The organism is Stenotrophomonas sp. SMYL41, from assembly GCF_036319965.1.
Lineage (GTDB): Bacteria > Pseudomonadota > Gammaproteobacteria > Xanthomonadales > Xanthomonadaceae > Stenotrophomonas > Stenotrophomonas maltophilia_R.
On the sequence record NZ_JAWIRX010000004.1, the window covers coordinates 1 to 25,852 of the forward strand.

Sequence of the window (25,852 nt, forward strand, 5' to 3'; positions counted from 1 at the left end):
CGAATCGGCGATCAACGCGCCGGCAGGTATTGCTGCGGGTCGACCGGCTTGCCGTTGTAGCGGATCTCGAAGTGGACCATGTCGCGGTTCGCACCGGTGCGGCCCATCTCGGCGATCTGCTCGCCGGCCTTCACGCTCTGCCCTTCATTCACCAGCCGCTTGCGGTTGTGGCCATAGGCCGACAGCCACTGGTCGCTGTGCTTGATGATGATCAGCTCGCCGTAGCCGACCAGGCCGGCACCGGAATACACCACCACACCGTTGGCGGTAGCCTTGACCGCCTGGCCGCTGGTGCCGGCGATGTCCACGCCCTGCTTGGTCGCGTCGCCTGCAACGTAGCGCCCGACGATCGCGCCATCGGCCGGCCAGCGCCAGGCGATGTTGCTCTTCACCGGCCCAGTCGGCGCCGTGGTCGGCGCGGTGCTGCCGGCGCTGCTGCCACCCGAGCGCGGCGGGGTGACCACCGTGGTCGGCGCACGACCGCTGCCCGCACCCGGCGGGTACAGGCGGATCACCTGGCCGGGGTAGATGGTCGAAGGATTGTCCAGGCTGTTCCAGGCGATCAGGTCAGCCGGAGTGATGTCATGGATGCGGGCCAGCGCATAGATTGTGTCCCCCTTGCGCACCACCACGGTCTGCCCGGGCTTGGGCACCGAAGTCTTCGGCGTGGTCACACCACCGCCGGGGCTGCCACCACCAGGACGAACCACAGTGGCGGTACCGCAGGCGGCCAGGGTGGAAACCAGCAACGCCAGCGCGCCGATGCGCACTCCCTTGCTCAGACGATCAGGACTCATGCGAACTTCGACCTCCATACAAGCCAGGCGATCAGCACCACCACCAGCGCGGTGGCGATCCAGCCCAGCGGTTCAATCCAGCGACGCAATGCCGCTTCGGCACGCACACCACCGATACGGATGACCGCGGCCAGCACGAACACGCGCTTGCCGCGACCGATCAGCATGCTCAACAGGTACTGCGGCATCGGTACGCCGACGATACCCGATGCCCACGTGAAAACCTTCATTGGAATGGGCATGAAGCCGCCCAGCACCAGGAAGGTGAACACCGCCCACGGCGACTCGGCCATCTTCGCCTGCACGGTGGTGATGCCCTGCTCGATCGCCGGCAGCATGCCCAGCGCCTCGAACAGCGGCTTGATCGCCTCGAAGGCATAGTGACCCAGCGCGTAGCCGACCAGCGCGCCGACCATCGAGCCGGCCAGGCTGAGGGTGGCAAACCACCAGCCGCGCTTGGGCTGGGCCACGCACATGGGTGCCAGCATCACCTCCGGCATCACCGGGAAGATGATCGCTTCGAAGAAGCTCAATACGGTCAGGTAGGTCGGCGCGCGCTCGTGCGCCGCCCACTTCATCGCCCGCTCGTACAGCGGCCCGAAAATCTTCATGCAACCCTGCTCCGTGGATTAGTCCAGCATGCCAGACAGCAGCGGCACGAACGTGACCGGCGCCAGCACGTGTTGTTCGATGCTGCCGTCGGCCTTGCGGTCCAGCTGTACCAGCGACTGCGCCCCGGGCCCCCCGACCGGCGCCACCAGCCGGCCGCCCTCGGCCAGCTGCTCGATCAGTGCGTCGACCAATGCCGGTGCCGCCGCAGTGACCACGATGGCATCGAACGGACCGTGCTCGGCCCAGCCGACGCGGCCGTCGTCATGCTTGGTGCGGATGTTCATACCCAGCGCACGGAAGCGCTTGCGGGCCTGGCGCAGCAGATCGCCGATGCGCTCCACGGTGTAGACCTCCAGGCCCAGCGCACCAAGGATGGCCGCCTGGTAACCGGAACCGGTGCCAACTTCCAGCACCCGCTTCGGTGCCACCTGCAGGACCGCCTCGGTCATCCGCGCAACCACCCAGGGTTGCGAAATGGTCTGGCCATGGCCGATCGGCAGTGCGGTGTCTTCGTAGGCCCGTGACGCCAGTGCCTCGTCGATGAACAGATGGCGCGGCACCACCCGGATCGCATTCAAGGTCGATTCGTCGGCGATGCCCGCTTCACGCAGGCGATCGACCAGGCGATCACGCACGCGTTGCGAGGTCATGCCGATACCAACGGCTTCCGGCTGCAGTCGCAGGCGTGGGCTCATGCCGGCTGGTCCAGCGCGGCGCTGAGGCCGCCCACCCAGCTGGCGACCTTCTCCAGCGCCTGGTAGCGGGTCAGGTCCACCTGGATCGGAGTGATCGAGATGTGGCCGGTGCGCACCGCGTGGAAATCGGTGCCGGGGCCGGAATCCTGCTCACGGCCGGCCGGGCCGATCCAGTACACCTCGTTGCCGCGCGGGTCCTTCTGCGCGATGCAGCCTTCGGCGCGATGGCGGTTGCCGAGCCGGGTGACCTCGAAGCCCTTGACCTCGCTCCACGGCAAATCAGGCACGTTGACGTTGAGAATGGTGTCGGCCGGCAGCGGATCCGCCTTGAGCCGGGCAACGATCTCCACTGCGGCGCGCGCGGCGGTCTCGAAGTGCTTCGGATCGTGGCTGCGGGTAACCAGCGAGACCGCCACCGCCGGCAGGCCGAGGAAGCGGCCTTCCATCGCCGCCGAGACGGTGCCGGAATAGATCACGTCATCGCCGAGGTTGGCTGCATTGTTGATGCCGGACACGACAATGTCGGGTTCGAACTCGAGCAGCCCGGTCAGCGCAAGGTGCACGCAGTCGGTCGGGGTACCGGCCACCGAGACGGTGTAATGGTCGATGCGCTTGAGGCGGATCGGCAGGTCCAGGGTCAGCGAGTTGCTGGCGCCGGAGCGATCGCGGTCGGGCGCGACCACCGTGACTTCATGACCGGCCTCGCGCAGAACCGAGGCAAGCATCCGGATGCCTGCGGCGTCGACACCATCGTCATTGCTGACCAGGATTCGCATCTTCGATTTAACCGCTTGATTTTCCAAGAATTCGATTCCATCACCGTGCAGTGTGGGCGGGACCGTCGCGCTCCCCTGCGGAAGCGGTCGACCCTGCAAGGGCATCGTCTATTGTGCCGCATGCGAGCCCTCGGTCCTACCCTGTCGGCGGTCATGACCGACCATGACCGGCATCGGACCGTCATAGGCAGACCTGCGCCGGCGGTTTACCCTGTGCGCATGTCGCACCCTGAAGACGAAGATCCGGCTGCATTGTTCCGTGCGGCCATCGGCGAAGTGACGCCGCTGCGCAAGGATGCCGAGCCGGCACCTGCCGCGCCCCGGCCGAAACCGCGTGCACGCATGGCCGAACGTGACGAGGCTGAAGCGGCCGGCGAGTTTGCCCGGCTGCTGCGCGACAGTACGCCTCTGGAAGCCGGCGACGTGGCCAGCTATCGCCGCGACAACCTGCCACCACGCCTGTTCCAGCGCCTCAAGCGCGGCCAGTACTCGGTGCAGGACGAGCTGGACCTGCACGGCGCTACCACCGCGCAGGCCGAAGCCCTGCTGCGCCAGTTCCTGCTGGAAGCGCATGCACACGAATATGGCTGCGTGCGCATCATCCACGGCAAGGGATTGCAGTCCGATGGCGGTGCGCCGGTGCTGAAGAACCTGGTCGATCGCCTGCTGCGGCTGCGCAATGACGTGCTGGCATTCCATTCGGCGCCCACCGGACAAGGCGGCACCGGTGCGGTACTGGTACTGCTGGCGCGTAGATGAAAAAGGGGACGGAGGGAATTAAGTCGTTTGTGCCACAAACGACTTAATTCCCTCCGTCCCCTTTTTCTGTCAGGCCTGCGAGGCGTCTTCGACCGGGCCGAGTTCGTGCAGCACGGCGGTGGCGTAGCAGCCTGGCGGCAGCGCGAACGACAGTTCCAGCACGTCACCGGCCAGCCACTGGTGCTGCAGCAGCGCCGGGCGCAGGCGCAGCGCGCGGCGCTCCTGCTTCAGGCGCGCGTCTTCCAGGCCGGCCCGCAGCGCCTGCGACTCTTCGTCGTCCAGCGCGGCCAGTTCCAGCTCACGTGCCGCGCCGGTGCTGCGCAGTTCGCCCTCGCCCCACAGCGGCGCACTGGGATGGATGTCGAAACGCGCCAGGCGCTCGGCCAGCACATCGGTGTACGGCTCGGGACCGAACACGCTGCGGCTGCCGTCGAGCATCCACACTTCGCCATCCAGCGGCTGGTCCCAGCTGCCCTGCTCCACGCGTGCGGCCAGCACGCGGTTGAACAACGCCGAGCGGGCGGCTGACAGCAGCAGCGAACGCTGGTCCTTGCGCATACGGCGGCCACCGAACATCGCCAGTGCCGCCGGCACGTTGCCACCGTCGCGACCGAAGCGCTGCTCGCCGAACCAGTTCGGCAGGCCACGCCCGGCAATCTGCTGCAGGCGTTCGCTGATCGCTGCAGCATCGCCCTGCACTTCGCGCAGCACCAGCTTGAAGCGGTTGCCAGCCAGTGCGCCGCGCTGCAGCTTGCGGTTGTGCCAGGTCGCTTCGATCACTTCGATCTCGTCACTGGCCAGCTCGGCCAGGTCCGGCGCAATGCGCTTGGGCAGGTGCACGCTGAAACGCTGGGTGGTGACCGCATGGCGGTCTTTCATCCCTGCATAGCTCACCGCCATTTCCGGCAGGCCGGCCCACTGGGCCAGCACCTTTGCCACATGCACGGTGTTGGCACCACGCTTGCGGATGTGCAGCAGCAGGTGTTCGCCTTCGCCGGTGGCTTCGAAGGCCGGCAGCTCGTCGACCTGGAAATCTTCCGGCGTGGTGCGGATGCGCGCCGTCAGCAACGGCGCACCGAACGCAAGCGGAACCGGGATCATGCCGCCACCAGCAGGACCACCGCTTGTGCGGCGATGCCTTCACCGCGGCCGGTGAAGCCGAGCTTTTCCGAGGTAGTGGCCTTGACGCTGACCGCGTCCATCGGCAGCTGCAGCAGCCCGCCGATGCGCTCGCGCATCGCCAGTGCATGCGGGCCAACCTTGGGTCGCTCGCAGATCACGGTGATGTCGGTGTTGCCGACGCGCCAGCCGCGCTCACGCAGCAGGCTGTCGCAGTGGCGCACGAAGTCACTGCTGTCGGCGCCCTTCCAGCGATCGTCGCTCGGCGGGAAGTGCTGGCCGATGTCCCCCAGCGCCAGCGCGCCGAGCATGGCATCGCACAGGGCATGCAGGATCACGTCGCCGTCGCTGTGTGCGAGCACGCCACAGCTGTGCGGCACATTCACTCCGCCGAGCATGATGTGGTCGCCTTCACCGAAGGCATGGACGTCGTAGCCCTGGCCGATGCGGACAGGCGGGAACGGTGCGGTACTCATGGATGCAACCCTTGCTACAGGGCCACGCGGACGGTCAGCCGGCGCGGCGGGAAAGTACGAATTCGAACCGGTCCAGATCGGTCGGTGTGGTGACCTTGAAGTTGTCCTCGCTGCCTTCGACCAGCAGCGGGCGCTGTCCCTGGCGCTCCATGGCCATGGCTTCGTCGGTGGCATCAACACCGGCAGCGGCGGCTTCAGCCAGCGCACGGCTGAGCTGGTGGCGCCGGAACAGCTGCGGCGTCAGCGCCCGCCACAGGCGCTCGCGTGGCTCGGTACCGTCGATGCCGCCGTCGTCGCCGGCGCGCTTGAGGGTGTCACGCACCGGTGCGGCCAGGATCGCCCCGACCGGATCGGCACGACCCACTTCAAGCAGACGACCGAGATCGGCCAGCGACAGGTTCGGGCGCGCGGCATCGTGGACCAGAACGAACTCATCGGCACGCACGGTATCCGGCAACGCCTGCAGCCCGGCCAGCACCGAGGCGGCACGGGTCGCGCCGCCGATGCAGGTCAGCACCGGCTTGCCTGACCACTCATTCCAGCCCGGCCAGTCAGCGTCGTCCTGGCCGATCACCACCATCGCCCCAGCCACGGCCGGATGCGCCAGCAGTGCGTCCAGGGTGTGGGCGAGCAGGATCTGCCCGCCCGCCTGCAGGTACTGCTTGGGCAGCGGCGCGCCGAAGCGGGTGCCACGGCCGGCGGCCGGAACCACCACCCAGATCGCCGCGCTCATGGGACGTCCGCCGGGTGTTCGCCGGCCTGGGCACTGACGCCCGCCGCGGGCTGCGCCGGATGGACCGGCGCATCCTCGACCACGCGATAGAACTTCTCGCCGGGCTTGATCATGCCCAGCTCGCTGCGCGCGCGCTCCTCGATGGCAGACTGGCCTTCCTTGAGGTCCTTCACTTCGGCAGCCAGCGCGTCGTTGCGCTGCTGCAGACCCTCATTGTCCCGCTCCTGGTTGGCCACCTGGGCTTCGAGCATCATCACTTCACCCGAATTGCCCGGACCGAACCAGAAGCGGTACTGCAGCCAGCCCAGCAACAGGGCCAGCACCAGCAGCATCCAGCGCCAGTCGCGCATCGGCTCAGCGCTTCAGCGAAACGAACGCGTCACGACCGGCGTAACGCGCGCCGGCCCCGAGAGCTTCCTCGATGCGCAGCAGCTGGTTGTACTTCGCCACGCGATCGCTGCGGCACAGCGAGCCGGTCTTGATCTGTGTGGCGGTGGTGGCCACAGCAATATCGGCGATGGTGGTGTCTTCGGTTTCGCCCGAGCGATGCGAGACCACGGCGGCGTAGCCGGCGCGATCCGCCATGGCGATCGCTTCCAGGGTTTCGCTGAGGGTGCCGATCTGGTTGACCTTGATCAGGATCGCGTTGGCAGTGCCCGAGTCGATGCCTTCCTGGAAGATCTTCGGGTTGGTCACGAACAGGTCGTCACCCACCAGCTGCACCTTCTTGCCGATGCGGTCGGTCAGCAGCTTCCAGCCGGCCCAGTCGTTCTCGGCCAGGCCATCTTCAATCGTGATGATCGGGTACTGCGCCGCCCAATCGGCGAGGAAATCCACGAACTGCTCGGAGGTCAGGCGCTTGTTCTCGCCGACCAGATTGTACTTGCCGTTCTCGAAGAACTCGCTGGAGGCCACGTCCAGGCCCAGCAGCACGTCTTCACCGGCGGTGTATCCGGCCTTGCCGATCGCTTCGAGGATGGTGTCGAGCGCTTCGACGTTGCTGCGGAAGTCCGGCGCGAAGCCGCCTTCGTCGCCGACCGCCGTGCTCAGGCCGTGGCCCTTCAGCACCGACTTCAGCGAGTGGAAGATTTCGGTACCGGCACGCAGTGCCTCCGAGAACGAGGTGAAGCCCACCGGCAGCACCATGAATTCCTGGAAGTCGACGTTGTTGTCGGCGTGTGCGCCGCCGTTGATGATGTTCATCATCGGCACCGGCAGCGACGGGGTGACGCCGGTCTTGCCTGCCAGGTACTGCCACAGCGCCTGCTTGCTGGAGGCGGCGGCGGCGTGCGCGGTGGCCATAGAAACACCCAGCAGTGCATTGGCGCCCAGGCGGCCCTTGTTCTCGGTGCCGTCAAGATCGATCAGACGGCGATCCAGGGCAGCCTGGTCGGACGCGTCCATGCCCTTCAGCGCCGCGGCGATGGCACCGTTGACGTTGTCCACGGCCTTGCGCACGCCCTTGCCCAGGTAACGGGTCTTGTCGCCGTCACGCAGCTCGACCGCTTCCTTGGTGCCGGTCGAGGCGCCGGAGGGAACCGCGGCACGACCGAACGAACCGTCCTCCAGGATGACTTCGGCTTCCAGCGTGGGGTTGCCACGGCTGTCGAGGATTTCACGGGCGTGGATGCTGCGGATCGTACTCATGGTCGGGCCGGTTACCTGTCTGGAGAGGGGGCGACAAAACGAATGCCGCGTGATTATCCCCGGCTGCCCGCCACTTGCCAAATGGCCTGGGCGGCATCAGCCCCAGCTGGACCCGATCACGATCAGGACCATCGACACCAGCATCACCAGCAACGCACCGGCAATCGCCGCCAGGATGGGGCCACGTCGTCGCCGCCAGGCCAACACCATCGCTACCGGGCTACCCAGAAAGGACAGCACCATCGTGACCAGCGCACCCAGCAACCACCACTGCGTGGCCTGATCACTGTTGCTTCCGTCCCCCGGCGGCCGGAAACCGGACGTGAAGGCCAGCACGCCCACCACCAGGGCCATCCAGGTCAACACGGACAGCCCCAGCGCGATCAGGCCCCAGGGCCATCCGCGCGCCACCGCGCTCGTATTCATCAAATCACCCCGTAGAACAGGGCGCCCAGCCACAGCGAGAGCAGGATGATCCCCAGGCCAGCCGCCACCTTGCCGCGATTCAGTCGCCAGGCCAGCACAGCGGCAGCGATGCATCCCGCGGCACCGAGCAGCTCTGCGACCAGCAGCGCAATGAAGTACGCCCGCAGATCGAGCGTGCTGCTGCCATCACCCGGGGGCCGCACCGACGCAGCGCCGATCAGGAGCAGGCCGAACATGCCCACAGTGAACAGCACGGCCAGGCCCAGCGCGATCAGGCCCCACGGCCACTGTTTCCAGTGCCGGCGATGACGCTGGGCCTCCAGCGCCAGCCACGGGTCACGACTCACGCGAAGCGTGAGAAGCCGTGCTTCTTGGTCACCGCATCAAGCTCCATCAGGGTCTCGAGCAGCGCTTCCATCTGGTCCAGCGGCCATGCATTGGGGCCATCGGACAGGGCCTTGGACGGGTCCGGATGGGTCTCGGCGAACAGGCCGGAGATGCCCACCGCCACGGCAGCGCGGGCCAGCACCGGTACGTGCTCGCGCTGGCCACCGGAACTGGTGCCCTGCCCGCCCGGCAGCTGCACCGAATGGGTGGCGTCGAACACCACCGGGCAACCTGTATCGCGCATCACCGCCAGCGAGCGCATGTCACTGACGAGGTTGTTGTAGCCGAAGCTGGCACCGCGCTCGCAGACCATGATCTGCTCGTTGCCGGTGGCCTTGGCCTTCTCCACCACCGGCTTCATGTCCCACGGCGCCAGGAACTGGCCCTTCTTGATGTTGACCGGCTTGCCAGCCGAGCACACCTTGCGGATGAAGTCGGTCTGGCGGACCAGGAACGCCGGGGTCTGCAGCACGTCCACCACCGAAGCCACTTCGTCCATCGGGGTGTATTCGTGGACGTCGGTCAGCACCGGCACGCCGATCTGCTTCTTGACCTCGGCCAGGACCTTCAGGCCCTCTTCCATGCCCGGGCCGCGGAACGCGGTGCCCGAGGTGCGGTTGGCCTTGTCGAAGCTGGACTTGAAGATGAAGTTGACGCCGAGCTTGTCGGTGACCTCCTTCAGCTTGCCGGCGGTATCGAGCTGCAGCTGCATCGACTCGATCACGCAGGGGCCGGCGATCAGGAACAGGGGCTGGTCCAGCCCGACCTCGAATCCACACAGTTTCATGGCGTTTCCTTGTTGTCCGCGGCACCGGCCGGGCCGGCGCGCTGGGGGTTGAAGCGTGCAAGATGGGGGCCGGCGGCCCCCATCACAAGTCAGGCGCGGGCTTCCTGGAGCAGCTTGCCGCCGGCCTTGCGCTCGCGCGCGGCACGAATGAAACCGATGAACAGCGGGTGGCCATCACGCGGCGTGGACAGGAACTCCGGGTGCGCCTGGCAGGCCAGGAACCACGGATGCGCATCGCGAGGCAGCTCGACCACTTCCACCAGGGTGTCGTCCATCGACTTGCCGGCAATCACCAGGCCCGCATCTTCCAGCTGGGTGCGGTAGCGGTTGTTGAACTCATAACGGTGGCGGTGGCGCTCGGCGACCACGTCCTTGCCGTACAGCTCACGGGCCAGCGTGCCCGGCTTCAGGCGCTGCTCCTGCAGGCCCAGGCGCATGGTGCCACCCAGGTCGCTCTTGTCGTCACGCTTTTCGACATCGCCGGTGGCGGTGCGCCATTCGGTGATCAGGCCGATCACCGGGTTCGGCGACTGGCGGTCGTTCTCGGTGCTGTTGGCGCCTTCCAGGCCGACCACGTTGCGCGCGTAATCGACCACCGCCGCCTGCATGCCATAGCAGATGCCGAAGTACGGCACGTGCTGCTCGCGGGCAAACTTCGAGGTCAGCACCTTGCCTTCGAAGCCCCGGTCACCGAAGCCACCCGGCACCAGGATGCCGTCGACATCAGCCAGTGCGGCCATGTCGGTGCCTTCCAGGTCCTGTGCTTCCAGCCACTTCAGGTTGACCTTGGTGCGCTGGCGCAGGCCGCCGTGCTTCAGTGCTTCGCCGACCGACTTGTAGGCGTCCTGGTGGTCGACGTACTTGCCGACCACGGCGATGGTCACTTCGTCCAGCGGGTGCAGGGTCGCATCGACTGCGTCTTCCCACATCGACAGATCGACCGGGCCGGCCTTGTCGGCCAGCTTCAGCTGGTTGACCACGATCTCGTCCAGGCCCTGCGCGTGCAGGCCCGACGGAATGCGGTACAGCACGTCCACGTCCGGCACGCTGATCACCGCGCGCTCGGAAACGTTGGTGAACTGGGCGATCTTGCGGCGCTCCGAATCCGGCACTGCCTGCTCGGAACGGCACAGCAGCACGTCCGGCTGGATGCCGATCGAGCGCAGTTCCTTCACCGAGTGCTGGGTCGGCTTGGTCTTCAGCTCGCCGGCGGCGCCGATGTACGGCACCAGGGTGAGGTGCATGAACAGCGCCTTCTCCGGGCCACGCTCGGTGCGCACCTGGCGGATCGCCTCCAGGAACGGCAGCGACTCGATGTCGCCGACAGTGCCACCGATCTCGACCAGCGCCACGTCATAGCCTTCGGTGGCTTCATCGATGCAGCGGCGGATCTCATCGGTGATGTGCGGAATGACCTGCACGGTCGCGCCCAGGTAGTCGCCGCGGCGCTCCTTGCGGATGACGTTCTCGTAGATGCGGCCGGTGGTGACCGAGTTCTTGCGGCTCAGGCGGGTGCGCACGAAGCGCTCGTAGTGGCCAAGGTCGAGGTCGGTCTCGGCGCCGTCGTCGGTGACATAGACCTCACCGTGCTGGAACGGGCTCATGGTGCCCGGATCGACGTTGATGTACGGGTCGAGCTTCATCATCGTGACCTTCAGGCCACGGGCTTCGAGAATGGCGGCCAGCGACGCGGCGGCAATGCCTTTGCCGAGCGAGGACACCACGCCGCCGGTTACGAAAATCAAGGGAGTCATGGCTGCAAGCATCCTGTCTGGAAATGGAAAACGGCAGCACCACGCGCACCCAGGGGGCGGGCATGGTGCTCGGAAGGGGTTTTCCGGTTCGCTGGGACAGCGAGGGAGGTGCCGATCCGTGCGGCGGCAGGCGCCGGACGGGGACCATCGTGCGAGGTCGGGGCGGCCGTGCCGGTCAAATCGACCGTCACCTGCGACCCGCCATGCTGGAAGCCACGCTTGGCCGCTCCAGCCCATTCGCAAATGGTGGACACGCACTTACTCCCGGAAAGCCATAGTTTACAGATTGATGGCCGCCAACCCAAGGGGCTTACGGCCGATCCAACAAAAAAACGCCCCGCTGGGCGGGGCGTTCCGGTGCGCAACCCTTGTGGCAAGGGCGCCTGGCAGGTTGCGGGATCAGCGCTTCTTCCGCGCCTCTTCCTCTTCTTCCTTCTGCGGGGCCGGCTGGCCCTGCGCCTTCATCTCGGCATTGGCCTGGGCACGACGCTTGGCCTTGGCATCGGCCTCGGCCTGCGCCTTGTCGGCCTGGCTACCCTGCTCCGGGGCGGGCTGGCCGGCGTTCTGCGCCATCACCAGCGGCACTGCAACGGCGGCAGCGGCCAGGATTGCAATGGTCAGCAACTTCTTCATGGAGTCCTCCTCGCGGTATGGCTTGGACGTTTCAACCCAACGGGGGTCGCCGGCGTTCAGATTCCAGCGGCTGCCATTTTACCCCCTCCCCGGCGCCGAGGCTGAACCGCAGGCGTGCAAATTCCCCGTCCAGACCGCACACTTGCGCGTCGCTCCGCGCTTTAGAAGATAGATGAACGCCCGCTATAACGCCGCCGATATTGAAGTCCTGTCCGGCCTTGACCCGGTCAAGCGCCGTCCCGGCATGTATACCGACACCGCGCGCCCGAACCACCTGGCGCAGGAAGTGATCGACAACTCGGTGGACGAGGCCCTCGCCGGCCACGCCCGCTCGATCGAGATCACCCTGTACAAGGACGGCAGCGTGGAGGTCAGCGATGACGGACGCGGCATGCCGGTGGACATCCACCCGGAAGAGAAGATCCCGGGCGTCGAGCTGATCCTGACCCGCCTGCATGCCGGCGGCAAGTTCAGCAACAACAACTACACCTTCTCCGGCGGCCTGCACGGCGTCGGCGTCAGCGTGGTCAACGCGCTGTCGACCCTGGTGGAAGTGCACATCAAGCGCGAAGGTGCCGAACATCGCATCACCTTCCGCAATGGCGACCGCGCCACGCCGCTGGAAGTGGTCGGCACCGTCGGCAAGAAGAACACCGGTACCCGCGTGCGCTTCTGGCCGGACCCGAAGTACTTCGATACGCCGAAGTTCGCGGTGCGCGCGTTGAAGCACCTGCTGCGCGCCAAGGCCGTGCTGTGCCCGGGCCTGACCGTCAAGCTGACCGACGAAGCCACCGGTGAAGTCGATACCTGGTACTACGAAGACGGCTTGCGCGATTACCTGAAGCTCGAACTGGGCGAGCGCGAATCGCTGCCGGCCGACCTGTTCGTCGGCAACCTGAAGAAGGACACCGAAGTGGTGGACTGGGCCGTGGCCTGGCTGCCGGAAGGTGAGCTGGTCCAGGAAAGCTACGTCAACCTGATTCCCACCGCCCAGCATGGCACCCACGTCAACGGCCTGCGTACCGGCCTGACCGAGGCACTGCGCGAGTTCTGCGACTTCCGCAACCTGCTGCCGCGCGGCGTCAAGCTGGCTCCGGAAGACGTGTGGGACCGTGTGTCGTTCGTGCTGTCGCTGAAGATGACCGACCCGCAGTTCAGCGGCCAGACCAAGGAACGCCTGTCCTCGCGCCAGGCCGCCGGCTTTGTCGAGGGCGCCGCGCACGATGCCTTCAGCCTGCTGCTGAACCAGAACGTGGAACTGGGCGAGAAGATCGCGCAGATCGCCATCGAACGCGCCAGTGCGCGCCTGAAGACCGAGAAGCTGGTCGTCCGCAAGAAGGTCACGCAAGGCCCTGCCCTGCCCGGCAAGCTGGCCGACTGCATCAGCCAGGACCTGTCGCGCACCGAACTGTTCCTGGTGGAAGGTGACTCGGCAGGTGGCAGCGCCAAGCAGGCACGGGACAAGGATTTCCAGGCAATCATGCCGTTGCGCGGCAAGATCCTGAACACCTGGGAAGTCTCGTCCAACAGCGTGCTGGCCTCGGAAGAAGTGCACAACCTGGCCATCGCCATCGGTTGCGATCCCGGCAAGGACGACATCACCGGCCTGCGCTACGGCAAGGTCATCATCCTGGCCGACGCGGACTCCGACGGCCTGCACATCGCCACTCTGCTCACCGCGCTGTTCCTCAAGCATTTCCCGGCGCTGGTCGATGCCGGGCATGTGTTCGTGGCGATGCCGCCGCTGTTCCGCATCGACGTGGGCAAGCAGGTGTTCTACGCCCTGGACGAGGAAGAGAAGCGCACGATGCTGGACAGGATCGAGCGCGAGAAGATCAAGGGCGCGATCAACGTGACCCGCTTCAAGGGCCTGGGCGAGATGAATCCGCCGCAGCTGCGTGAATCCACCATCCACCCGGATACGCGCCGCCTGGTGCAACTGACGGTGGACGATGGCGAGCAGACCCGTTCGCTGATGGACATGCTGCTGGCCAAGAAGCGCGCGTCCGACCGCAAGGGCTGGCTGGAGTCGAAGGGCGACCTCGCCTCCCTGGAAGTCTGATCCGGCGCGGGGTCGGATCCGTTTCCTGCCTGGAAACGGCGCCGACCCCTTTGCCCGGCACTGCGGTTCATGCCCCCTCGGGGCCATCCGCCCCCATCGGCAAACCCAGCGGCGGCATAATGCGCGTCCATCCGTGTGGATCACCGTATTGGCCAGCCACTCGCTGCTGTTCCCCGGCCTGCCGCTGCACAGTGCACGGCTGGTCCTGAGCCCGATCCGCCGTGACGACGCTGCCGCGCTGTTCACGCTGCAGTCCGACCCGGACGTGATGCGCTGGTGGAACCATCCAGCCTGGACGCGACAGGCCGAGGCACGCGAACAGATCGACGATGACCTCGCCGCCCATGCCATCGGCTCCCAGCTGAAGCTGGCGGTGCGCGAATCGCTGGAAGGTCCGCTGCTGGGCATCTGCGTGGTATTCGCGCTCGACCGCGATGCAGCGCGCGCTGAGATCGGCTATCTGCTGGCACCCGATCACCAGGGCCAGGGCTACATGCACGAGGCCCTGCAACGGGTACTGGCCTACCTGTTCCGCATCCTGCACCTGCATCGCGTGGAAGCCGAGATCGACCCGCGCAATGCGCCCTCCGCACGCGTACTCGAACGCCTGGGCTTCCACTGCGAGGGGGTGCTGCGCCAGCGCTGGCGCATCCAGGGGCAACTGGCCGACTCGGCCGTCTATGGCCTGCTGGCCGATGACGAAGCGGCAACCACCCTGCCCGCTTGACCCGATCTGGCCATTAGCGGCCTCAACGCCCGGCCATGCCTTTGGACACATACGGCATGGGCCGCAACCGACCTAGCATCGGAACCCCCTTCCGCTGCCGATCCGGTGCCATGAAGTCCCTGCTGCATACTGCCGCGCTCTGCGTCGGCCTGCTCATCGCCCCAGCCAGCGCGCTGGCCGCGCCTGACGCCGAGGCCAAGCCCGATCCGAAAGACGACAAGACCGAAGCGCCCGCGCTACCCGCCGATGCGTCGGCCCGCCAGAGCATGCGCCTGGCCGGCCGCACCCTCGACTACACCGCCACCGTCGGCACCCTGCCGGTACGCGATGCCAAGGGCAAGATGATCGCCGACGTGGTGTTCACCGCCTACACGATGCCGGGCAAGGACCGGCCGGTGACCTTCGCGCTCAATGGTGGCCCCGGTGCGTCGTCGGTCTACCTCAACATGGGCGCGATCGGGCCCAAGGTGGTGACCTTCGGCTCCGAGGGTGACAGCGCCTCGGCGCCGGCCACCCTGCACGACAACCCGGGCACTTGGCTGGACTTCACCGATCTGGTGTTCATCGACCCGGTCGGTACCGGCTTCAGCCGCGCGCGCATCGGCGACGATGAAGCCAAGAAGGCGCTCTACAACCCCAGCGCCGACATCGAGTACCTGTCGCGCTCGATCTACGACTGGCTGCTTCGCAACCAGCGCATGGCCTCGCGCAAGTACCTGACTGGCGAGAGCTACGGTGGCTACCGTGGCCCACGCATCACGCACTTCCTGCAGACCCGGCTGGGCGTGGCGATGAACGGCCTGGTGCTGGTGTCGCCCTACCTGAGCCCGACCCTGGAAGACAACGCCGACGTCTCGCCGATGGCGTGGATGCAGACGTTGCCGTCGATCGCTGCAGCGCACCTGGAGCGCCAGGGCAAGCTGACCGATGCGGCGATGCGCGAGGTGGTGGACTACACCCGTGGCGACTACGCCACCGCGTTGATGAAGGGCCGCAGCGATCCGCAGGCGACCGAGGCGATGCTGCGCCGGGTGACCGAGCTGACCGGACTGGACCCGCAGTTCGTGCGCCGCGCTGGCGGGCGCCTGGAAACCCAGGCCTACCTGCGTGAAGTATTCCGCGACAAGGGCACGCTGGGCAGCCGCTACGACTCCAACGTGACCGCATTCGATCCGTTCCCGAACGATCCGGAGCAGCGCGCCAACGATCCGCTGCTGGACAGCATCATTGCGCCGACCACCACGGCGATGGTCGACTTCGTGACGCGGGTGGTTGGCTGGAAAGTGGATGCGCGCTACCAGGCGCTGAACTACGACGTGAACCGGCTGTGGGACCGCAATGGCGAGCTGCGCCAGGGCGCGGTGACCCAGCTGCGCCAGGCGGTGGCGATCGATCCGCACCTGCAGGTGCTGATCGTGCATGGCTGGAACGACCTGTCGTGCCCATTCATGGGCTCGATCCTGACCGTGGACCAGATGCCCACGATGGGCAGCAATCCGGACCGGGTGCAGGTGCGCAGTTATCCGGGGGGGCACATGTTCTACAGCCGGGCCGACAGCCAGGCGGCGTTCCGCAGGGATGTGCAGGCGTTGTTCCAGCGTAATTGAGGGGGTGCGGCCGGGCCTGCGGCCGGCACCCGCTGGATCAATGGCAACGCCAACAGCCGGGTTTCCAGGCCGGGGCGCGGCGGGGTGGGGAGGCAGGACACGCCGTAAACCCGGCCCTGGGGGCTCGATGGCGCCATCCAGGGCGCCAACGGTCCTGCGTCCCCACCCCACCCCACCCCGCCGCTGACAGGTTCCTGCTGCTGTTGGTGGGTGCCGACCGTTGGTCAGCATGCTGGATGCGGAAAATTCTCTGGCCATGAAAAAAGCCCGCCGGTATCCGGCGGGCTTTTTCGGTTGCAACCTTGGCGTGGCGATCAGGTCCAGCCGAACAGTTCGAACAGCTTCAGGATCAGGTAGGCACAGCCGCCTGCCGCCGGGATGGTCAGGATCCAGGCCCAGACGATGCGCTCGATCACGCCGAACTTCAGCGAGCGCGGGTTCTTGGCGAAGCCAACGCCCATGATCGCGGTGGAAATGCTGTGCGTTGTCGAGACCGGCATGCCGAAGTGGGCGGCCAGGGTCAGGATGGTGGCCGAGCTGGTCTCCGCAGCGAAGCCGTGGATCGGGTGCAGCTTGACCATCTTGTGACCCAGGGTCTTGATGATCTTCCAGCCGCCCGATGCGGTACCGGCGGCCATCACCACCGCACAGGTCAGCACGATCCACATGGCGATGCCGTCACCGGCATGCGCGTCCGGGTGCATGAAGGCCAGCCAGGACGGCAGGTCATTCAGTGCGCCGGTCGCTTCGGCACCGATCAGGGTCATGGCGATGATGCCCATGGTCTTCTGCGCGTCGTTGTGGCCGTGGGCAAAGCCCATGTAGGCCGCCGAGGCGATCTGCGCCTTGCCGAAGAAGGCATTGACGATGCGCGGACGGGCCAGGCGACCGATGGCACCACCGATCTTGGCCAGGCCGGCGATCAGCGCCCAGAGCAGCACCATCACCACGATGCCAAGCAGGAAACCGGCGATCGGCGAGGTGATCATCGGCACGAACACCTTCCACAGCAGGCCCTTGTTCTGTGCCCAGCTGCCCAGGCGCTCGGACCAGATCAGTGCGTCCCAGTTGTTGTGGGCGGCGGCCAGGCCGGCGCCGCAGAGGCCACCGATCAGTGCGTGCGAGGACGAGGACGGAAGGCCCTTCCACCAGGTGATCAGGTTCCAGATGATGCCGCCCAGCAGGGCGCACAGGATCACCTGCGGGGTGACGTCGACCACGTTGGTGTTGAGCAGGCCCGAGGCGATGGTCAGCGCCACCGCGGTACCGGTCAGTGCACCGATGAGGTTCATGAAGGCGGCCAGCATCACCGCCCAGCCGGGCGAGAGCACCTTGGTCGCCACCACGGTGGCAATGGAGTTGGCGGTGTCGTGGAAGCCGTTGATGAACTCGAAGACGAGCGCGGCCAGGATCACCACCAGGACAAGGGTCAACATGCGGCGGCGTCCGTCAGCTGTTCTTCAACACGATCTGGTACGCCACCACGCCGGCCTCGCGGCAACGGTCGATGGCCTTTTCCAGGATCTCGAAGAATTCCTTCAGCAGGAACATCTGCAGGTTGTCCAGGCGGCCCGAATAGATGTCGCGGTACAGCTCGAGCATCAGGCGGTCGGCTTCGTTCTCCAGCGAGCGCAGCTTCTCGTTGAGCGCGGTCATCCGGTCCAGGTTCATGTGGCGCAGGTCGGCCACCATCTCCACCACCACGCCGGCAGCCTGTTCCAGCATCGCCGCGCGCGGCGCGAAGTCGATGTGCTCCAGGTGGGTCGTGGCCAGCGAATAGCGATCGGCGAACTTCTCGATCTGCTTGGGAATCTTGTACAGCGCCGAGCCCAGCGCTTCGATGTCTTCGCGCTCGATCGGGGTCATGAAGCTGTCCACCAGCGCCTGGCTGATCTTGTCCGAGGCCGCGCGTTCGCGCAGGCGGGCCAGCTTGAAAGCATCCAGCGCAGGCTGGCGGTCGGCCTCGCGCAACATGGAATGCAGCGCCTTGGCAGCATCGGAAGCCGCGACGGCAGCCTCATCGAGCAGGGTGTAGAACTGTTTGCCGGAACCGAAAATGGTCTGCAGAGAGAACATTGAGAAACCTGTCAGCCGTCGCGGGAAGGACGGCACCAGACGGAATTATGACGGCTAGATGACCATCTCGGGTATCCCCGCCCCCTTTCAAGGGCTTGGAACCCTCAACCTGAACAGGCGGTTGCCACCCTGCCACGCCCCTTTGCTAAGATGCCAGCGCGCCTCCGGGCGCACCTTATGGACGACGACCCTTATCCCCCTGCGCCGCGCCGGACCCTGCTCCTGAGCGCCTGCCGCCATCGCAAGCACCCGCCCTCCCTGCCACCAACCGGGGACGACGCCCGTGTTTGAAATGATCCTGATTGTCTTCGCGCTTGTTCTGCTGAACGGCTTTTTTGCCATGTCCGAGATGTCGGTCATGACCTCGCGCAAGAGCCGCCTGAAGCAGATGGCCGCCACCTCCAAGCGCGCCGCCAAGGCACTGGAGCTGTCGGAGAAGCCGGAGAGCTTCCTGTCCACCGTGCAGATCGGCATCACCGTGATCGGCGTGCTGACCGGCTACCTCGGCGGAGAAGCGCTGGGCGAGGCCTTCGCCGGCTGGATCCAGGGCCTGATGCCCGGCTTTGCCTACGCCGGCAACATCGGTACCGCGCTGGCGGTCAGCCTGATCACCTTCATCACGCTGATCTTCGGCGAGCTGGTGCCCAAGCGCCTGGCGCTGACCCGCTCGGAAGCCATTGCCGGCCTGGTCGCGATGCCGATGAGCTGGCTGGCCAAGCTGGCCCTGCCCTTCGTCTGGCTGCTGTCCAGGACCACCCAGCTGGTGCTGCGCCTGTTCGGCCTGGGCAAGGATGAAGTGGCCTCGGTGACTGAAGAAGAGATCCGCATGCTGGTGGCCGAGAGCCACGAGGCCGGCGTGATCGACGCCCACGAGCGCGACATGATGAACCGCGTCATGCGCCTGGGCGACCGCACCGCCGACAGCCTGATGACCCCGCGCAACCGCATCGCCTGGCTCGATACCCAGGCTGGGCTTGAGCGCAACCTGGAAATCATGGCCGAGCACGAGTTCTCGCGGTACCCGGTATACCGCGACAACGACATGGACGTGGTCGGCGTGCTTGAACTGAAATCGCTGGCCACGCGCATGGCACGCGGTGACAACGCGCTGTTCCAGACCCTGCGCGAACCGCTGTACGTCTCTGAATCGACCCACGCGATGAAGCTGCTGGAGATCTTCCGCGAGGAGCAGCAGTCGATGGCGCTGGTGGTGGACGAGTACGGCGAGATCCAGGGCCTGGTGACCATCAGCGACCTGATGGGCGCCGTGGTCGGCCGCCTGCAGGCGGTGGAGAACGCCGACGAGGATGCGCTGGTAGTGACCCGCGAAGACGGCTCACTGCTGGTGGACGGTTCGCTGCCGATCGAGGACCTGCGCGAGCTGATCGGCAGCAACGACCTGCCTGATGCCGAGGACGGCGACTACTACACGCTGGCCGGCATGTGCATCCACTACTTCGGCCGCATCCCGCACGCGGGCGAGTATTTCGACTGGGCCGGCTGGCGCTTCGAGGTGGTCGACCTGGACGGTGCGCGGGTGGACAAGCTGCTGTTGCGTACGTTGTCCGACGAGCACGCCGATGAGCTCACCGCCTGAGGCCGGCCAGGGTCCGGGCGCGGAGCGCCCGGCCTACCGTAACGAGGGCATCAGGACCCTGCTGGAGATGTTCGCCTCCGGCGACCCGGCCGAGCACATGCCGCTCGGCCAGATCCTGTGCAACCTGCAGCAGGGCGCGTTCGGCGTGTTCCTGTTCGTGGCGATCCTGCCCTCGTTCATTCCTATTCCGGGCATGGGTGGCGCGGTCAGCGGCCCGCTGGTGATGCTGATCGGCCTGCAGATGCTGTGCTGCCTTCGCCGGCCCTGGCTGCCTGGCTTCATTGCCCGACGCGGACCGAAGCGCAGCACCATGCACCGTTTCCTGGACCGCATCGATCGCCCGCTGCGGCGCCTGGACAAGATGCTGAAGCCGCGCCTGCCGCAGCTGCTGACACCGCTGCCGGCGCATGCCTTCACCGGCCTGCTGCTGGTGCTGCTGGGCGCGCTGCTGTCGCTGCCGATTCCGTTCACCAATTTCCTGTTCGGTTTCCAGCTGCTGCTGTTCTCGCTGGCGCTGCTGGAACGCGACGGTGCGCTGATGCTGTTCAACTGGATCGCGGCGTTGGCGGCGATCGCGTTCTTCGGCTTCAGTTCGGGGCAGCTGGTGGGCTACACGGTGGAGCTGTTCCAGCGCTGGTTCTGAGCACCGGAACTCATCGGGGTTACCCCATCCACGCATGGCGTGGATCTACCGGGATGCAGTAGATCCACGCCACGCGTGGATGGAACGATCAGCGCAGGTCGATGAAGCCATTGTCAGCCAACGGCGCGGGCTCGTCCTGCACTGCCGACAGCACGAAACTCAGCGCCGTCCCCAGCAGCGTGCCCGGGCCATCCCAGTACTCGGCCGAGTCGGCGCGCACCTGGATCAGGCGCAGGTTCGGGTCGTCCTTGCCGCCCGGGAAGAACAACTTCATCGCCGGCGACCACAGCTCCTCGATCTTCGCGCGGTCGTCGACGATGCACGCACGCCCTGCCACTGACACATAGGTGTTTTTCGAAGGCGAGGCATAGGCCACGTTGACGTAGGGATCCAGCGCGATCTCGGCGACCTTGGGGCTGTCGGCAGTGATGACGAACCACAGATCACCATCGAAGGTGACCTGCTGGGTAGCCAGCGGCCGGCTGTAGAGTCGTCCATCAACGCCGGTCGTGGTGAACATCGCCACCTCCACGTCCTTGATCAGCTCGGCCAGCTGGGCGATGTGTTCGGCGCGGGTATCAGCCATGTGGGGGCTCCATCGGTGTGAGCCCCCATCAGACGCGGTTTGGCCGCAATGGGCCGTGACGCAATTGTTCAGCCCGCGTGGCGGGCATGCCAGGCGTGCATGGCCAGTTCAAACGAACGCAGTCGCGCGCGGTGGTCATACAGGTTGGCGGTGAGCATCAGCTCGTCGGGCTGGTGCCGCTCGACAAAGGCGGCGATACCGTCGGCCACCTGCTGAGGATCACCCAGCACGGTGCAGGCCAATGCCCGCTCCACACCCAGCTTTTCATGCGGTTCCCAGAAAGTATCGATATCGTCGATCGGTGCCGGGATCTTGCCCGGTCGACCACGGCGCAGGTTCACGAAACTCTGCTGCTGGCTGGTGAACAGGCGGCGCGACTCCGCTTCGCTGTCGCTGGCAACGACGTTCAGCGCCAGCATCGCGTGGGGCTGCTTCAGCGTGGCCGAGGGGCGGAACTCGCGGCGATAGACCGCCAGCGCTTCGTCCATCACGTCGGGCGCGAAGTGCGAGGCGAACGCATACGGCAGGCCCATCGAGGCAGCCATGCGCGCGCCGAACAGGCTCGAACCGAGGATCCAGGTCGGCACCCGCAGGCCGCCACCGGGAACGGCCTGCACCGCCTGCCCGGGCTGCACCGGCTCGAAATAGTGCAGCAGCTCGCGCACGTCCTGGGGGAACTGGTCGGCGCTGTCGAAGTAGCGGCGCAGGGCACGCGCGGTCGGCTGGTCGGTGCCCGGGGCACGACCCAGGCCGAGGTCGATGCGATCCGGATACAGCGAGGCCAGCGTGCCGAACTGCTCGGCCACCTGCAGCGGCGCATGGTTGGGCAGCATGATGCCGCCTGCGCCGACGCGGATGCGCGTGGTGCCGCCCGCCACATGGCCGATCAGCACCGCAGTGGCCGCGCTGGCGATGCCGGGCATGTTGTGGTGTTCGGCCAGCCAGTACCGGCGGTAGCCCAGCGCATCGGCGTGCTGCGCCAGTTCCAGCATGTTGGCGAACGCGGCGGTGGTGTCACTGCCCTCGCAGACCGGGGCCAGGTCAAGGATCGACAACGGGATCATCAGCGGTTTTCCGTTACAGGATCCCCCATGCATGGGGTCGGCCAGGCGCGGCGGCCAGTGACGGTGGCGGGATGCTGATTCCCGTGGGACGGGTTCAGGGCTGGCCGCGCTTGATTCGATACTTCCGCCAGGCATGGCCCGGCGCGACCGCGTCAGAACGCGCTGGGGCGCGGCTCCGGCAGCGGCTGGTCGACCATCGGCTTCAGTTCGGCATCCAGCGCGACGCGCTCGTCGAACACGAAGCAACGACCCTCGTAGCCCTCGCCCCCCACTTCCTCGAAGTAGCCGAGGATGCCGCCGTCGAGCTGCAGCACGTTGTCCATGCCATCGTTGACCATCCACAACGCTGCCTTTTCGCAGCGGATGCCCCCGGTGCAGAAACTGACCACAGTGCTGCCCTTCAGCGCGTCGCGGTGTGGCGCCAGCGCCTCGGGCAGGTCGGTGAACTTGTGGATGGGCAATACCAGCGCATCCTTGAAGGTGCCGTACTCCACTTCCTGCAGGTTGCGGGTATCGAGCATCACCACCGGCTTGCCAGCGTCGTCATGTCCCTGCCGCAACCAACGCTGCACGGTGGCCGGATCGACCGCCGGTGCACGCGGATAGTCCAGCGGCTGGCCGTCATCGCGACGGAAGCTGATGATCTCGTCCTTCACCTTGGCCTTCAGCCGCGCGAAGGGCTGATGCTCGCTCAGGCTGGTCTTGACCCGCATATCAGCAAAACGCGCATCGGCATGCAATGCGGCGTAGAAGCCCTCGACCGCCTCCGGCGCACCGGCCAGGAACAGGTTCAGCCCCTCGCCGGCCACCAGGATCGTGCCGCGCAGCTCCGCCGCCTCGGCGCGCGCCAGCAACTGGTCGCACAGGGCCTGGGGGGCGTCGATGACGGCGAAATGGTAGGCGGCGGTATTGGCGATCATCCCACTATTTTAGCGCCAGACCACTCCAGGGGCAGACTTGCCCGTTCATCCACGCATGGCGTGGATCTACAGAGCTCATGAACCTGTCAGAGGCGTGGCGGTGTGGGCCCGGGGCATGCGCCGGGCGGGTTGGGCAGGACGCCCAACCCCGGTCTTGCCGTATGCGCAGGACAGCGCACACGAGCAAGGCGCTCCACGAGGCACGCAGGAGCAATTTTTGCCGTCCCCGCCTGCCCACACCGCCACGCCATCCCACGGAAACCAGCTTTTGCCGTTGTCGTTGCCTCTGCGGGTGCCGGGTGCAACCCGGCCAGAAGCCCCCTACCCCCGCAACAGCATGAACGGCAGCAGCACCAGCGCCGCCGCAACTGCCATTCCCAGCAGTACCAGCACCACGAACACCGGCCGCCGCCGGAACAGGCTGCCGAACGTCTCCGCCGTGCCGTCGCGCAGCGCCTGCTCGCGCTCGGCCCGCACGCGTATGCCGCGCGCCGCCTGGTACTCGGCCATCAGCGCCTTCGCACGCGGATGATCAGCATCCTCGCGCAGCCACAGGCCGCCATTGGAAATGCCCCAGGGGCTGGGTTCGGTGCGATACCAGGCGATGCCGTGCTGGTCGAGCAGCGTGCAGACATCGGCATATTCGTCGTCGCCGACATTGCGCAGATTGAGCAGGAGTTTTGCCATGTACCCATGATACCCGGCGCCGATGCGCTACCCTTGCCGCCCTCGCCCTGCGCCCTACCGGAGACGCCCGATGCGCCGCCTGCTGCTCCCCCTGCTGCTGTCCCTCGCCGCCGTTGGCTGCTCGAGCGAGCCCGCCGGCCCGCCGCCGGGCGGCACGCTGACCACCTTCGAACGCATCGATACCCTTCCCGGCACCGGCGCCGAGGCCGTCCCCGGCAGCAAGGTCACCGTGCACTACACCGGCTGGATCTACGACAACCGCACCGAGACCAAGCATGGCAAGACCTTCGACAGTTCGGTCGGCCGTGGCGAACCGTTCACCTTCGCGCTCGGCGCCGGCCAGGTCATCCGCGGCTGGGATGAAGGCGTGGCCGGCATGAAGGTCGGCGGCAAGCGCACGCTGATGATCCCGCCGGACTACGGCTACGGCAACCGCCGGGCCGGCACGATTCCGGCCGGCTCGTCGCTGGTGTTCGATGTCGAGCTGCTCAATGTCAAACCGTAATACCGCAACGCCCCATCGGGTCGCCGTCATCGGCGGTGGCCCGGCCGGCCTGTTCGCCGCCGAGCGCCTGCGCGCCGCGGGGCTGGACGTGGACCTGTACGAGGCCAAGGGTTCACCCGGCCGCAAGTTCCTGATCGCCGGCAAGGGTGGCCTCAACCTTACCCATTCCGACCCGCGCCCGTTGTTCGACAGCCGCTACCGCGAGCAGGCCGAAGCCGTTGGCCACTGGCTGGATGGCTTCGACGCGCAGGCGCTGCGTGACTGGGCCGCCAGCTTCGGCGTGGAAACCTACGTCGGCAGTTCCGGCCGCGTGTTCCCGGTCGACCGCAAGGCCGCGCCGCTGCTGCGCGGCTGGGTGCGCCGCCTGAAAGAACAGGGTGTGCGCCTGCACGCCAACCACCGCTGGATCGGCTGGGGCGACGACGGCGCGCTGCGCTTCGCCGCCGAAGCGGGCGAGATCGGAGTCCACGCCGATGCCACCGTGTTGGCGATGGGTGGCGGCAGCTGGCCGCAGCTGGGCAGCGACGGCGCCTGGATCGCCCCCTTGCAGGCACGAGGCGTGGACATCGCACCGCTGCAGTCGGCCAACTGCGGCTTCGACATCGACTGGACGCCGTTCTTCGCCCAACGCAATGCAGGCGCGCCGTTGAAGCCGGTGGTCGCACACTGGCTCGACCTGGCTGGACAACCGCAGGCGCTGCAAGGCGAATGCGTGGCCAGCGAGTACGGCATCGAAGGCAGCCTGATCTACGCGTTGGCCGCAGACCTGCGCGAGGCCATCAACCGTGATGGCCACGCCATGCTGTGGCTGGACCTGGTGCCGGGACGCGATGAAGCACGCCTGCTGGCCGATCTGTCGCGCCCGCGCAAGGGTCGCAGCTTCGGCGAACACCTGCGCCGCCAGGCCGGCCTGGATGCGGTGAAGGCCGCGCTGGTGTTCGAGATTCTCGGCAAGGAAGCCGGCCACGACCTGCCTGCGGTGGCCGCCACGCTCAAGCGCCTGCCACTGCGCCTGCAACGGCCACGGCCGATGGCCGAGGTGATCAGCACCGCCGGCGGCGTGCGCCTGGATGCAGTGGATGACCGCCTGATGCTGCGGGCAGTGCCTGGCGTGTTCTGTGCCGGCGAGATGCTGGACTGGGAGGCACCCACGGGTGGCTACCTGCTGACGGCGTGCTACGCCAGCGGCCTGCGTGCTGCCGAGGGCGTGATCGGGTGGTTGGCGGAGCAGTGACGCCTGCGTTATAGAGTCGAGCCTTGCTCGACTCTCCAGAAGCAGCCGAGCAGGCTCGGCGCTACAAATGCCGGATGCTCACCACGGCCTGCGCATGCTCACCGAGGCCAATGCCACACCGCTGGGATGCGCATAGGCTTCCTCGCGCACACTGACAAAGCCTTGCCGTTGATAGAACGGCACGGCATTGAGCGAGGCCGACAGCACCACCTCACGCTCGCGATCGGCCATCGCCAGCAATCGCTGCATCAGCGCCTGGCCGATCCCCTTGCCGCCACGATCCGGATCGACGAACAGCGCATCGACTTCATTGGCGTTGGCATCGAACACGCCGAAACCGAGCAGGCGTCCCTGATCGTCCTCGGCCACCACGCAACCGCCCTGCCCCAGCAGCCGTGCGTACTGCGACGGCGGCGGCGAGGCCGACCACGGTGCGATGACCTCCGCCGGATAGTGGCTGCTACAGGTCTCGCGCACGCAGCGCGTGCGCAGGGCCCACAGCGTGGCCACGTCGTCGATGGTGCCGGTCCTGAACTGCATGAC

General features: G+C 66.7%; 29 protein-coding genes. 8 read left to right on the forward strand and 21 right to left on the reverse strand.

All coding sequences use genetic code 11. The features are described from left to right. Nucleotides 1-11: 11 nt before the first annotated feature. Genes V3B30_RS05755 through surE form a run of 4 tightly spaced genes read right to left on the reverse strand, consistent with a single transcriptional unit; the run spans nucleotide 12 to nucleotide 2,880 of the window. On the reverse strand, nucleotides 12-797 hold the full coding sequence (locus tag V3B30_RS05755) for a peptidoglycan DD-metalloendopeptidase family protein (RefSeq protein WP_100471912.1): 786 nt from the start codon (nucleotides 795-797) through the stop codon (nucleotides 12-14). Beyond that, on the reverse strand, nucleotides 794-1,408 hold the full coding sequence (locus V3B30_RS05760) for a YqaA family protein (RefSeq protein WP_100471911.1): 615 nt from the start codon (nucleotides 1,406-1,408) through the stop codon (nucleotides 794-796). Before V3B30_RS05760 ends, V3B30_RS05755 begins: the two co-directional genes overlap by 4 nt. 18 nt (nucleotides 1,409-1,426) lie before the next feature. Further along, complete coding sequence (locus tag V3B30_RS05765; RefSeq protein ID WP_100471910.1) at nucleotides 1,427-2,104, reverse strand: protein-L-isoaspartate(D-aspartate) O-methyltransferase; 678 nt, start codon at nucleotides 2,102-2,104, stop codon at nucleotides 1,427-1,429. Continuing rightward, nucleotides 2,101-2,880 carry a 5'/3'-nucleotidase SurE gene (surE, locus tag V3B30_RS05770; protein WP_262084416.1) on the reverse strand — a complete coding sequence of 260 codons (780 nt, stop codon included), beginning with the start codon at nucleotides 2,878-2,880 and terminating at the stop codon, nucleotides 2,101-2,103. Before surE ends, V3B30_RS05765 begins: the two co-directional genes overlap by 4 nt. A gap of 219 nt (nucleotides 2,881-3,099) precedes the next feature. Here surE and V3B30_RS05775 point away from each other — a divergent pair, with 219 nt between their 5' ends. Beyond that, nucleotides 3,100-3,639, forward strand: coding sequence for a Smr/MutS family protein (locus tag V3B30_RS05775; RefSeq protein ID WP_262084417.1), 540 nt, complete (start codon nucleotides 3,100-3,102; stop codon nucleotides 3,637-3,639). 69 nt (nucleotides 3,640-3,708) lie between these two features. Here V3B30_RS05775 and truD read toward each other — a convergent pair whose 3' ends face one another. The 10 genes from truD to V3B30_RS05825 form a co-directional block, all read right to left on the reverse strand. After that, nucleotides 3,709-4,740 (reverse strand): tRNA pseudouridine(13) synthase TruD, encoded by a 1,032-nt coding sequence (gene truD / locus V3B30_RS05780; protein ID WP_100471909.1) that lies wholly within the window; start codon nucleotides 4,738-4,740, stop codon nucleotides 3,709-3,711. After that, nucleotides 4,737-5,234, reverse strand: a complete 498-nt coding sequence (gene ispF, locus V3B30_RS05785) for a 2-C-methyl-D-erythritol 2,4-cyclodiphosphate synthase (protein ID WP_094000066.1) — start codon at nucleotides 5,232-5,234, stop codon at nucleotides 4,737-4,739. Before ispF ends, truD begins: the two co-directional genes overlap by 4 nt. Before the next feature lie 34 nt (nucleotides 5,235-5,268). Continuing rightward, nucleotides 5,269-5,967, reverse strand: coding sequence for a 2-C-methyl-D-erythritol 4-phosphate cytidylyltransferase (ispD, locus tag V3B30_RS05790; protein WP_262084418.1), 699 nt, complete (start codon nucleotides 5,965-5,967; stop codon nucleotides 5,269-5,271). Further along, a complete protein-coding gene (gene ftsB / locus V3B30_RS05795; RefSeq protein WP_100471907.1) occupies nucleotides 5,964-6,317 on the reverse strand; it encodes a cell division protein FtsB in 354 nt (117 codons plus the stop codon). Before ftsB ends, ispD begins: the two co-directional genes overlap by 4 nt. Nucleotides 6,318-6,321: 4 nt before the next feature. Further along, complete coding sequence (gene eno, locus V3B30_RS05800) at nucleotides 6,322-7,614, reverse strand: phosphopyruvate hydratase (RefSeq protein WP_100471906.1); 1,293 nt, start codon at nucleotides 7,612-7,614, stop codon at nucleotides 6,322-6,324. Nucleotides 7,615-7,710: 96 nt separating this feature from the next. Beyond that, nucleotides 7,711-8,040: a hypothetical protein gene (locus tag V3B30_RS05805; RefSeq protein WP_262084419.1), complete on the reverse strand. Its 330-nt coding sequence runs from the start codon at nucleotides 8,038-8,040 to the stop codon at nucleotides 7,711-7,713. Next, complete coding sequence (locus V3B30_RS05810; RefSeq protein WP_262084420.1) at nucleotides 8,040-8,387, reverse strand: hypothetical protein; 348 nt, start codon at nucleotides 8,385-8,387, stop codon at nucleotides 8,040-8,042. Before V3B30_RS05810 ends, V3B30_RS05805 begins: the two co-directional genes overlap by 1 nt. Continuing rightward, entirely contained in the window at nucleotides 8,384-9,214 is an 831-nt protein-coding gene (gene kdsA / locus V3B30_RS05815) for a 3-deoxy-8-phosphooctulonate synthase (RefSeq protein ID WP_014036736.1), read from the reverse strand. Before kdsA ends, V3B30_RS05810 begins: the two co-directional genes overlap by 4 nt. Before the next feature lie 89 nt (nucleotides 9,215-9,303). Beyond that, nucleotides 9,304-10,968: a CTP synthase gene (locus V3B30_RS05820; protein ID WP_014036735.1), complete on the reverse strand. Its 1,665-nt coding sequence runs from the start codon at nucleotides 10,966-10,968 to the stop codon at nucleotides 9,304-9,306. A gap of 399 nt (nucleotides 10,969-11,367) precedes the next feature. Beyond that, the gene (locus V3B30_RS05825) at nucleotides 11,368-11,601 is read right to left on the reverse strand and encodes a hypothetical protein (RefSeq protein WP_262084421.1); all 234 of its coding nucleotides are present in this window, start codon (nucleotides 11,599-11,601) and stop codon (nucleotides 11,368-11,370) included. A gap of 172 nt (nucleotides 11,602-11,773) precedes the next feature. On the opposite strand from V3B30_RS05825, the gene parE reads away from it, so the two are divergent. The 3 genes from parE (at nucleotide 11,774) to V3B30_RS05840 (ending at nucleotide 15,997) form a co-directional block, all read left to right on the forward strand. Next, nucleotides 11,774-13,663, forward strand: a complete 1,890-nt coding sequence (gene parE / locus V3B30_RS05830; protein ID WP_100471902.1) for a DNA topoisomerase IV subunit B — start codon at nucleotides 11,774-11,776, stop codon at nucleotides 13,661-13,663. Nucleotides 13,664-13,811: 148 nt separating this feature from the next. Continuing rightward, nucleotides 13,812-14,390 (forward strand): GNAT family N-acetyltransferase, encoded by a 579-nt coding sequence (locus V3B30_RS05835; RefSeq protein WP_262084422.1) that lies wholly within the window; start codon nucleotides 13,812-13,814, stop codon nucleotides 14,388-14,390. 110 nt (nucleotides 14,391-14,500) lie between these two features. Continuing rightward, nucleotides 14,501-15,997, forward strand: coding sequence for a S10 family peptidase (locus tag V3B30_RS05840; RefSeq protein ID WP_262084423.1), 1,497 nt, complete (start codon nucleotides 14,501-14,503; stop codon nucleotides 15,995-15,997). Between the two features lie 314 nt (nucleotides 15,998-16,311). Here V3B30_RS05840 and V3B30_RS05845 read toward each other — a convergent pair whose 3' ends face one another. Further along, nucleotides 16,312-17,433 carry an inorganic phosphate transporter gene (locus V3B30_RS05845; RefSeq protein ID WP_014036730.1) on the reverse strand — a complete coding sequence of 374 codons (1,122 nt, stop codon included), beginning with the start codon at nucleotides 17,431-17,433 and terminating at the stop codon, nucleotides 16,312-16,314. A gap of 13 nt (nucleotides 17,434-17,446) precedes the next feature. After that, the gene (locus tag V3B30_RS05850; protein ID WP_004152833.1) at nucleotides 17,447-18,073 is read right to left on the reverse strand and encodes a DUF47 family protein; all 627 of its coding nucleotides are present in this window, start codon (nucleotides 18,071-18,073) and stop codon (nucleotides 17,447-17,449) included. Nucleotides 18,074-18,365: 292 nt separating this feature from the next. On the opposite strand from V3B30_RS05850, the gene V3B30_RS05855 reads away from it, so the two are divergent. Then, nucleotides 18,366-19,670, forward strand: a complete 1,305-nt coding sequence (locus tag V3B30_RS05855) for a hemolysin family protein (RefSeq protein ID WP_100471899.1) — start codon at nucleotides 18,366-18,368, stop codon at nucleotides 19,668-19,670. Next, nucleotides 19,654-20,313 (forward strand): exopolysaccharide biosynthesis protein, encoded by a 660-nt coding sequence (locus tag V3B30_RS05860; protein WP_262084424.1) that lies wholly within the window; start codon nucleotides 19,654-19,656, stop codon nucleotides 20,311-20,313. The genes V3B30_RS05855 and V3B30_RS05860 overlap by 17 nt, the downstream gene beginning before the upstream one ends. Nucleotides 20,314-20,401: 88 nt before the next feature. On the opposite strand, the gene V3B30_RS05865 is transcribed toward V3B30_RS05860, so the two are convergent. The 4 genes from V3B30_RS05865 to V3B30_RS05880 all read right to left on the reverse strand — a co-directional run bounded on the left by V3B30_RS05865 (nucleotide 20,402) and on the right by V3B30_RS05880 (nucleotide 23,570). Further along, nucleotides 20,402-20,899: a pyridoxamine 5'-phosphate oxidase family protein gene (locus V3B30_RS05865; RefSeq protein WP_100471897.1), complete on the reverse strand. Its 498-nt coding sequence runs from the start codon at nucleotides 20,897-20,899 to the stop codon at nucleotides 20,402-20,404. Between the two features lie 68 nt (nucleotides 20,900-20,967). Next, the gene (locus tag V3B30_RS05870) at nucleotides 20,968-21,963 is read right to left on the reverse strand and encodes an LLM class flavin-dependent oxidoreductase (RefSeq protein ID WP_100471896.1); all 996 of its coding nucleotides are present in this window, start codon (nucleotides 21,961-21,963) and stop codon (nucleotides 20,968-20,970) included. A gap of 152 nt (nucleotides 21,964-22,115) precedes the next feature. Further along, complete coding sequence (locus V3B30_RS05875) at nucleotides 22,116-22,883, reverse strand: sulfurtransferase (protein ID WP_262084425.1); 768 nt, start codon at nucleotides 22,881-22,883, stop codon at nucleotides 22,116-22,118. Nucleotides 22,884-23,204: 321 nt separating this feature from the next. Next, nucleotides 23,205-23,570: a DUF6164 family protein gene (locus V3B30_RS05880; protein ID WP_100471894.1), complete on the reverse strand. Its 366-nt coding sequence runs from the start codon at nucleotides 23,568-23,570 to the stop codon at nucleotides 23,205-23,207. Nucleotides 23,571-23,640: 70 nt separating this feature from the next. Here V3B30_RS05880 and V3B30_RS05885 point away from each other — a divergent pair, with 70 nt between their 5' ends. After that, nucleotides 23,641-24,075, forward strand: coding sequence for an FKBP-type peptidyl-prolyl cis-trans isomerase (locus V3B30_RS05885; protein ID WP_262084426.1), 435 nt, complete (start codon nucleotides 23,641-23,643; stop codon nucleotides 24,073-24,075). After that, entirely contained in the window at nucleotides 24,062-25,309 is a 1,248-nt protein-coding gene (locus V3B30_RS05890) for a TIGR03862 family flavoprotein (RefSeq protein ID WP_262084427.1), read from the forward strand. The genes V3B30_RS05885 and V3B30_RS05890 overlap by 14 nt, the downstream gene beginning before the upstream one ends. Nucleotides 25,310-25,387: 78 nt before the next feature. Here the strand turns inward: V3B30_RS05890 and V3B30_RS05895 are convergent, their stop codons facing one another. Beyond that, nucleotides 25,388-25,849, reverse strand: coding sequence for a GNAT family N-acetyltransferase (locus tag V3B30_RS05895; RefSeq protein ID WP_100471891.1), 462 nt, complete (start codon nucleotides 25,847-25,849; stop codon nucleotides 25,388-25,390). Nucleotides 25,850-25,852 lie beyond the last annotated feature (3 nt).

Bases quoted from the DNA above. Each gene is read 5' to 3' on its own strand.
- V3B30_RS05880 (WP_100471894.1), bottom strand. From the start codon at position 23,570: ATGGCAAAACTCCTGCTCAATCTGCGCAATGTCGGCGACGACGAATAT.
- V3B30_RS05765 (WP_100471910.1), bottom strand. From the start codon at position 2,104: ATGAGCCCACGCCTGCGACTGCAGCCGGAAGCCGTTGGTATCGGCATG.
- ispD (WP_262084418.1), bottom strand. From the start codon at position 5,967: ATGAGCGCGGCGATCTGGGTGGTGGTTCCGGCCGCCGGCCGTGGCACC.
- V3B30_RS05755 (WP_100471912.1), bottom strand. From the start codon at position 797: ATGAGTCCTGATCGTCTGAGCAAGGGAGTGCGCATCGGCGCGCTGGCG.
- ftsB (WP_100471907.1), bottom strand. From the start codon at position 6,317: ATGCGCGACTGGCGCTGGATGCTGCTGGTGCTGGCCCTGTTGCTGGGC.
- V3B30_RS05850 (WP_004152833.1), bottom strand. From the start codon at position 18,073: ATGTTCTCTCTGCAGACCATTTTCGGTTCCGGCAAACAGTTCTACACC.
- V3B30_RS05805 (WP_262084419.1), bottom strand. From the start codon at position 8,040: ATGAATACGAGCGCGGTGGCGCGCGGATGGCCCTGGGGCCTGATCGCG.
- V3B30_RS05760 (WP_100471911.1), bottom strand. From the start codon at position 1,408: ATGAAGATTTTCGGGCCGCTGTACGAGCGGGCGATGAAGTGGGCGGCG.
- V3B30_RS05865 (WP_100471897.1), bottom strand. From the start codon at position 20,899: ATGGCTGATACCCGCGCCGAACACATCGCCCAGCTGGCCGAGCTGATC.
- ispF (WP_094000066.1), bottom strand. From the start codon at position 5,234: ATGAGTACCGCACCGTTCCCGCCTGTCCGCATCGGCCAGGGCTACGAC.
- truD (WP_100471909.1), bottom strand. From the start codon at position 4,740: ATGATCCCGGTTCCGCTTGCGTTCGGTGCGCCGTTGCTGACGGCGCGC.
- V3B30_RS05875 (WP_262084425.1), bottom strand. From the start codon at position 22,883: ATGATCGCCAATACCGCCGCCTACCATTTCGCCGTCATCGACGCCCCC.
- V3B30_RS05775 (WP_262084417.1), top strand. From the start codon at position 3,100: ATGTCGCACCCTGAAGACGAAGATCCGGCTGCATTGTTCCGTGCGGCC.
- V3B30_RS05870 (WP_100471896.1), bottom strand. From the start codon at position 21,963: ATGATCCCGTTGTCGATCCTTGACCTGGCCCCGGTCTGCGAGGGCAGT.
- V3B30_RS05895 (WP_100471891.1), bottom strand. From the start codon at position 25,849: ATGCAGTTCAGGACCGGCACCATCGACGACGTGGCCACGCTGTGGGCC.
- parE (WP_100471902.1), top strand. From the start codon at position 11,774: ATGAACGCCCGCTATAACGCCGCCGATATTGAAGTCCTGTCCGGCCTT.
- V3B30_RS05840 (WP_262084423.1), top strand. From the start codon at position 14,501: ATGAAGTCCCTGCTGCATACTGCCGCGCTCTGCGTCGGCCTGCTCATC.
- V3B30_RS05845 (WP_014036730.1), bottom strand. From the start codon at position 17,433: ATGTTGACCCTTGTCCTGGTGGTGATCCTGGCCGCGCTCGTCTTCGAG.
- V3B30_RS05820 (WP_014036735.1), bottom strand. From the start codon at position 10,968: ATGACTCCCTTGATTTTCGTAACCGGCGGCGTGGTGTCCTCGCTCGGC.
- V3B30_RS05890 (WP_262084427.1), top strand. From the start codon at position 24,062: ATGTCAAACCGTAATACCGCAACGCCCCATCGGGTCGCCGTCATCGGC.
- eno (WP_100471906.1), bottom strand. From the start codon at position 7,614: ATGAGTACGATCCGCAGCATCCACGCCCGTGAAATCCTCGACAGCCGT.
- kdsA (WP_014036736.1), bottom strand. From the start codon at position 9,214: ATGAAACTGTGTGGATTCGAGGTCGGGCTGGACCAGCCCCTGTTCCTG.
- V3B30_RS05825 (WP_262084421.1), bottom strand. From the start codon at position 11,601: ATGAAGAAGTTGCTGACCATTGCAATCCTGGCCGCTGCCGCCGTTGCA.
- surE (WP_262084416.1), bottom strand. From the start codon at position 2,880: ATGCGAATCCTGGTCAGCAATGACGATGGTGTCGACGCCGCAGGCATC.
- V3B30_RS05860 (WP_262084424.1), top strand. From the start codon at position 19,654: ATGAGCTCACCGCCTGAGGCCGGCCAGGGTCCGGGCGCGGAGCGCCCG.
- V3B30_RS05855 (WP_100471899.1), top strand. From the start codon at position 18,366: ATGATCCTGATTGTCTTCGCGCTTGTTCTGCTGAACGGCTTTTTTGCC.
- V3B30_RS05885 (WP_262084426.1), top strand. From the start codon at position 23,641: ATGCGCCGCCTGCTGCTCCCCCTGCTGCTGTCCCTCGCCGCCGTTGGC.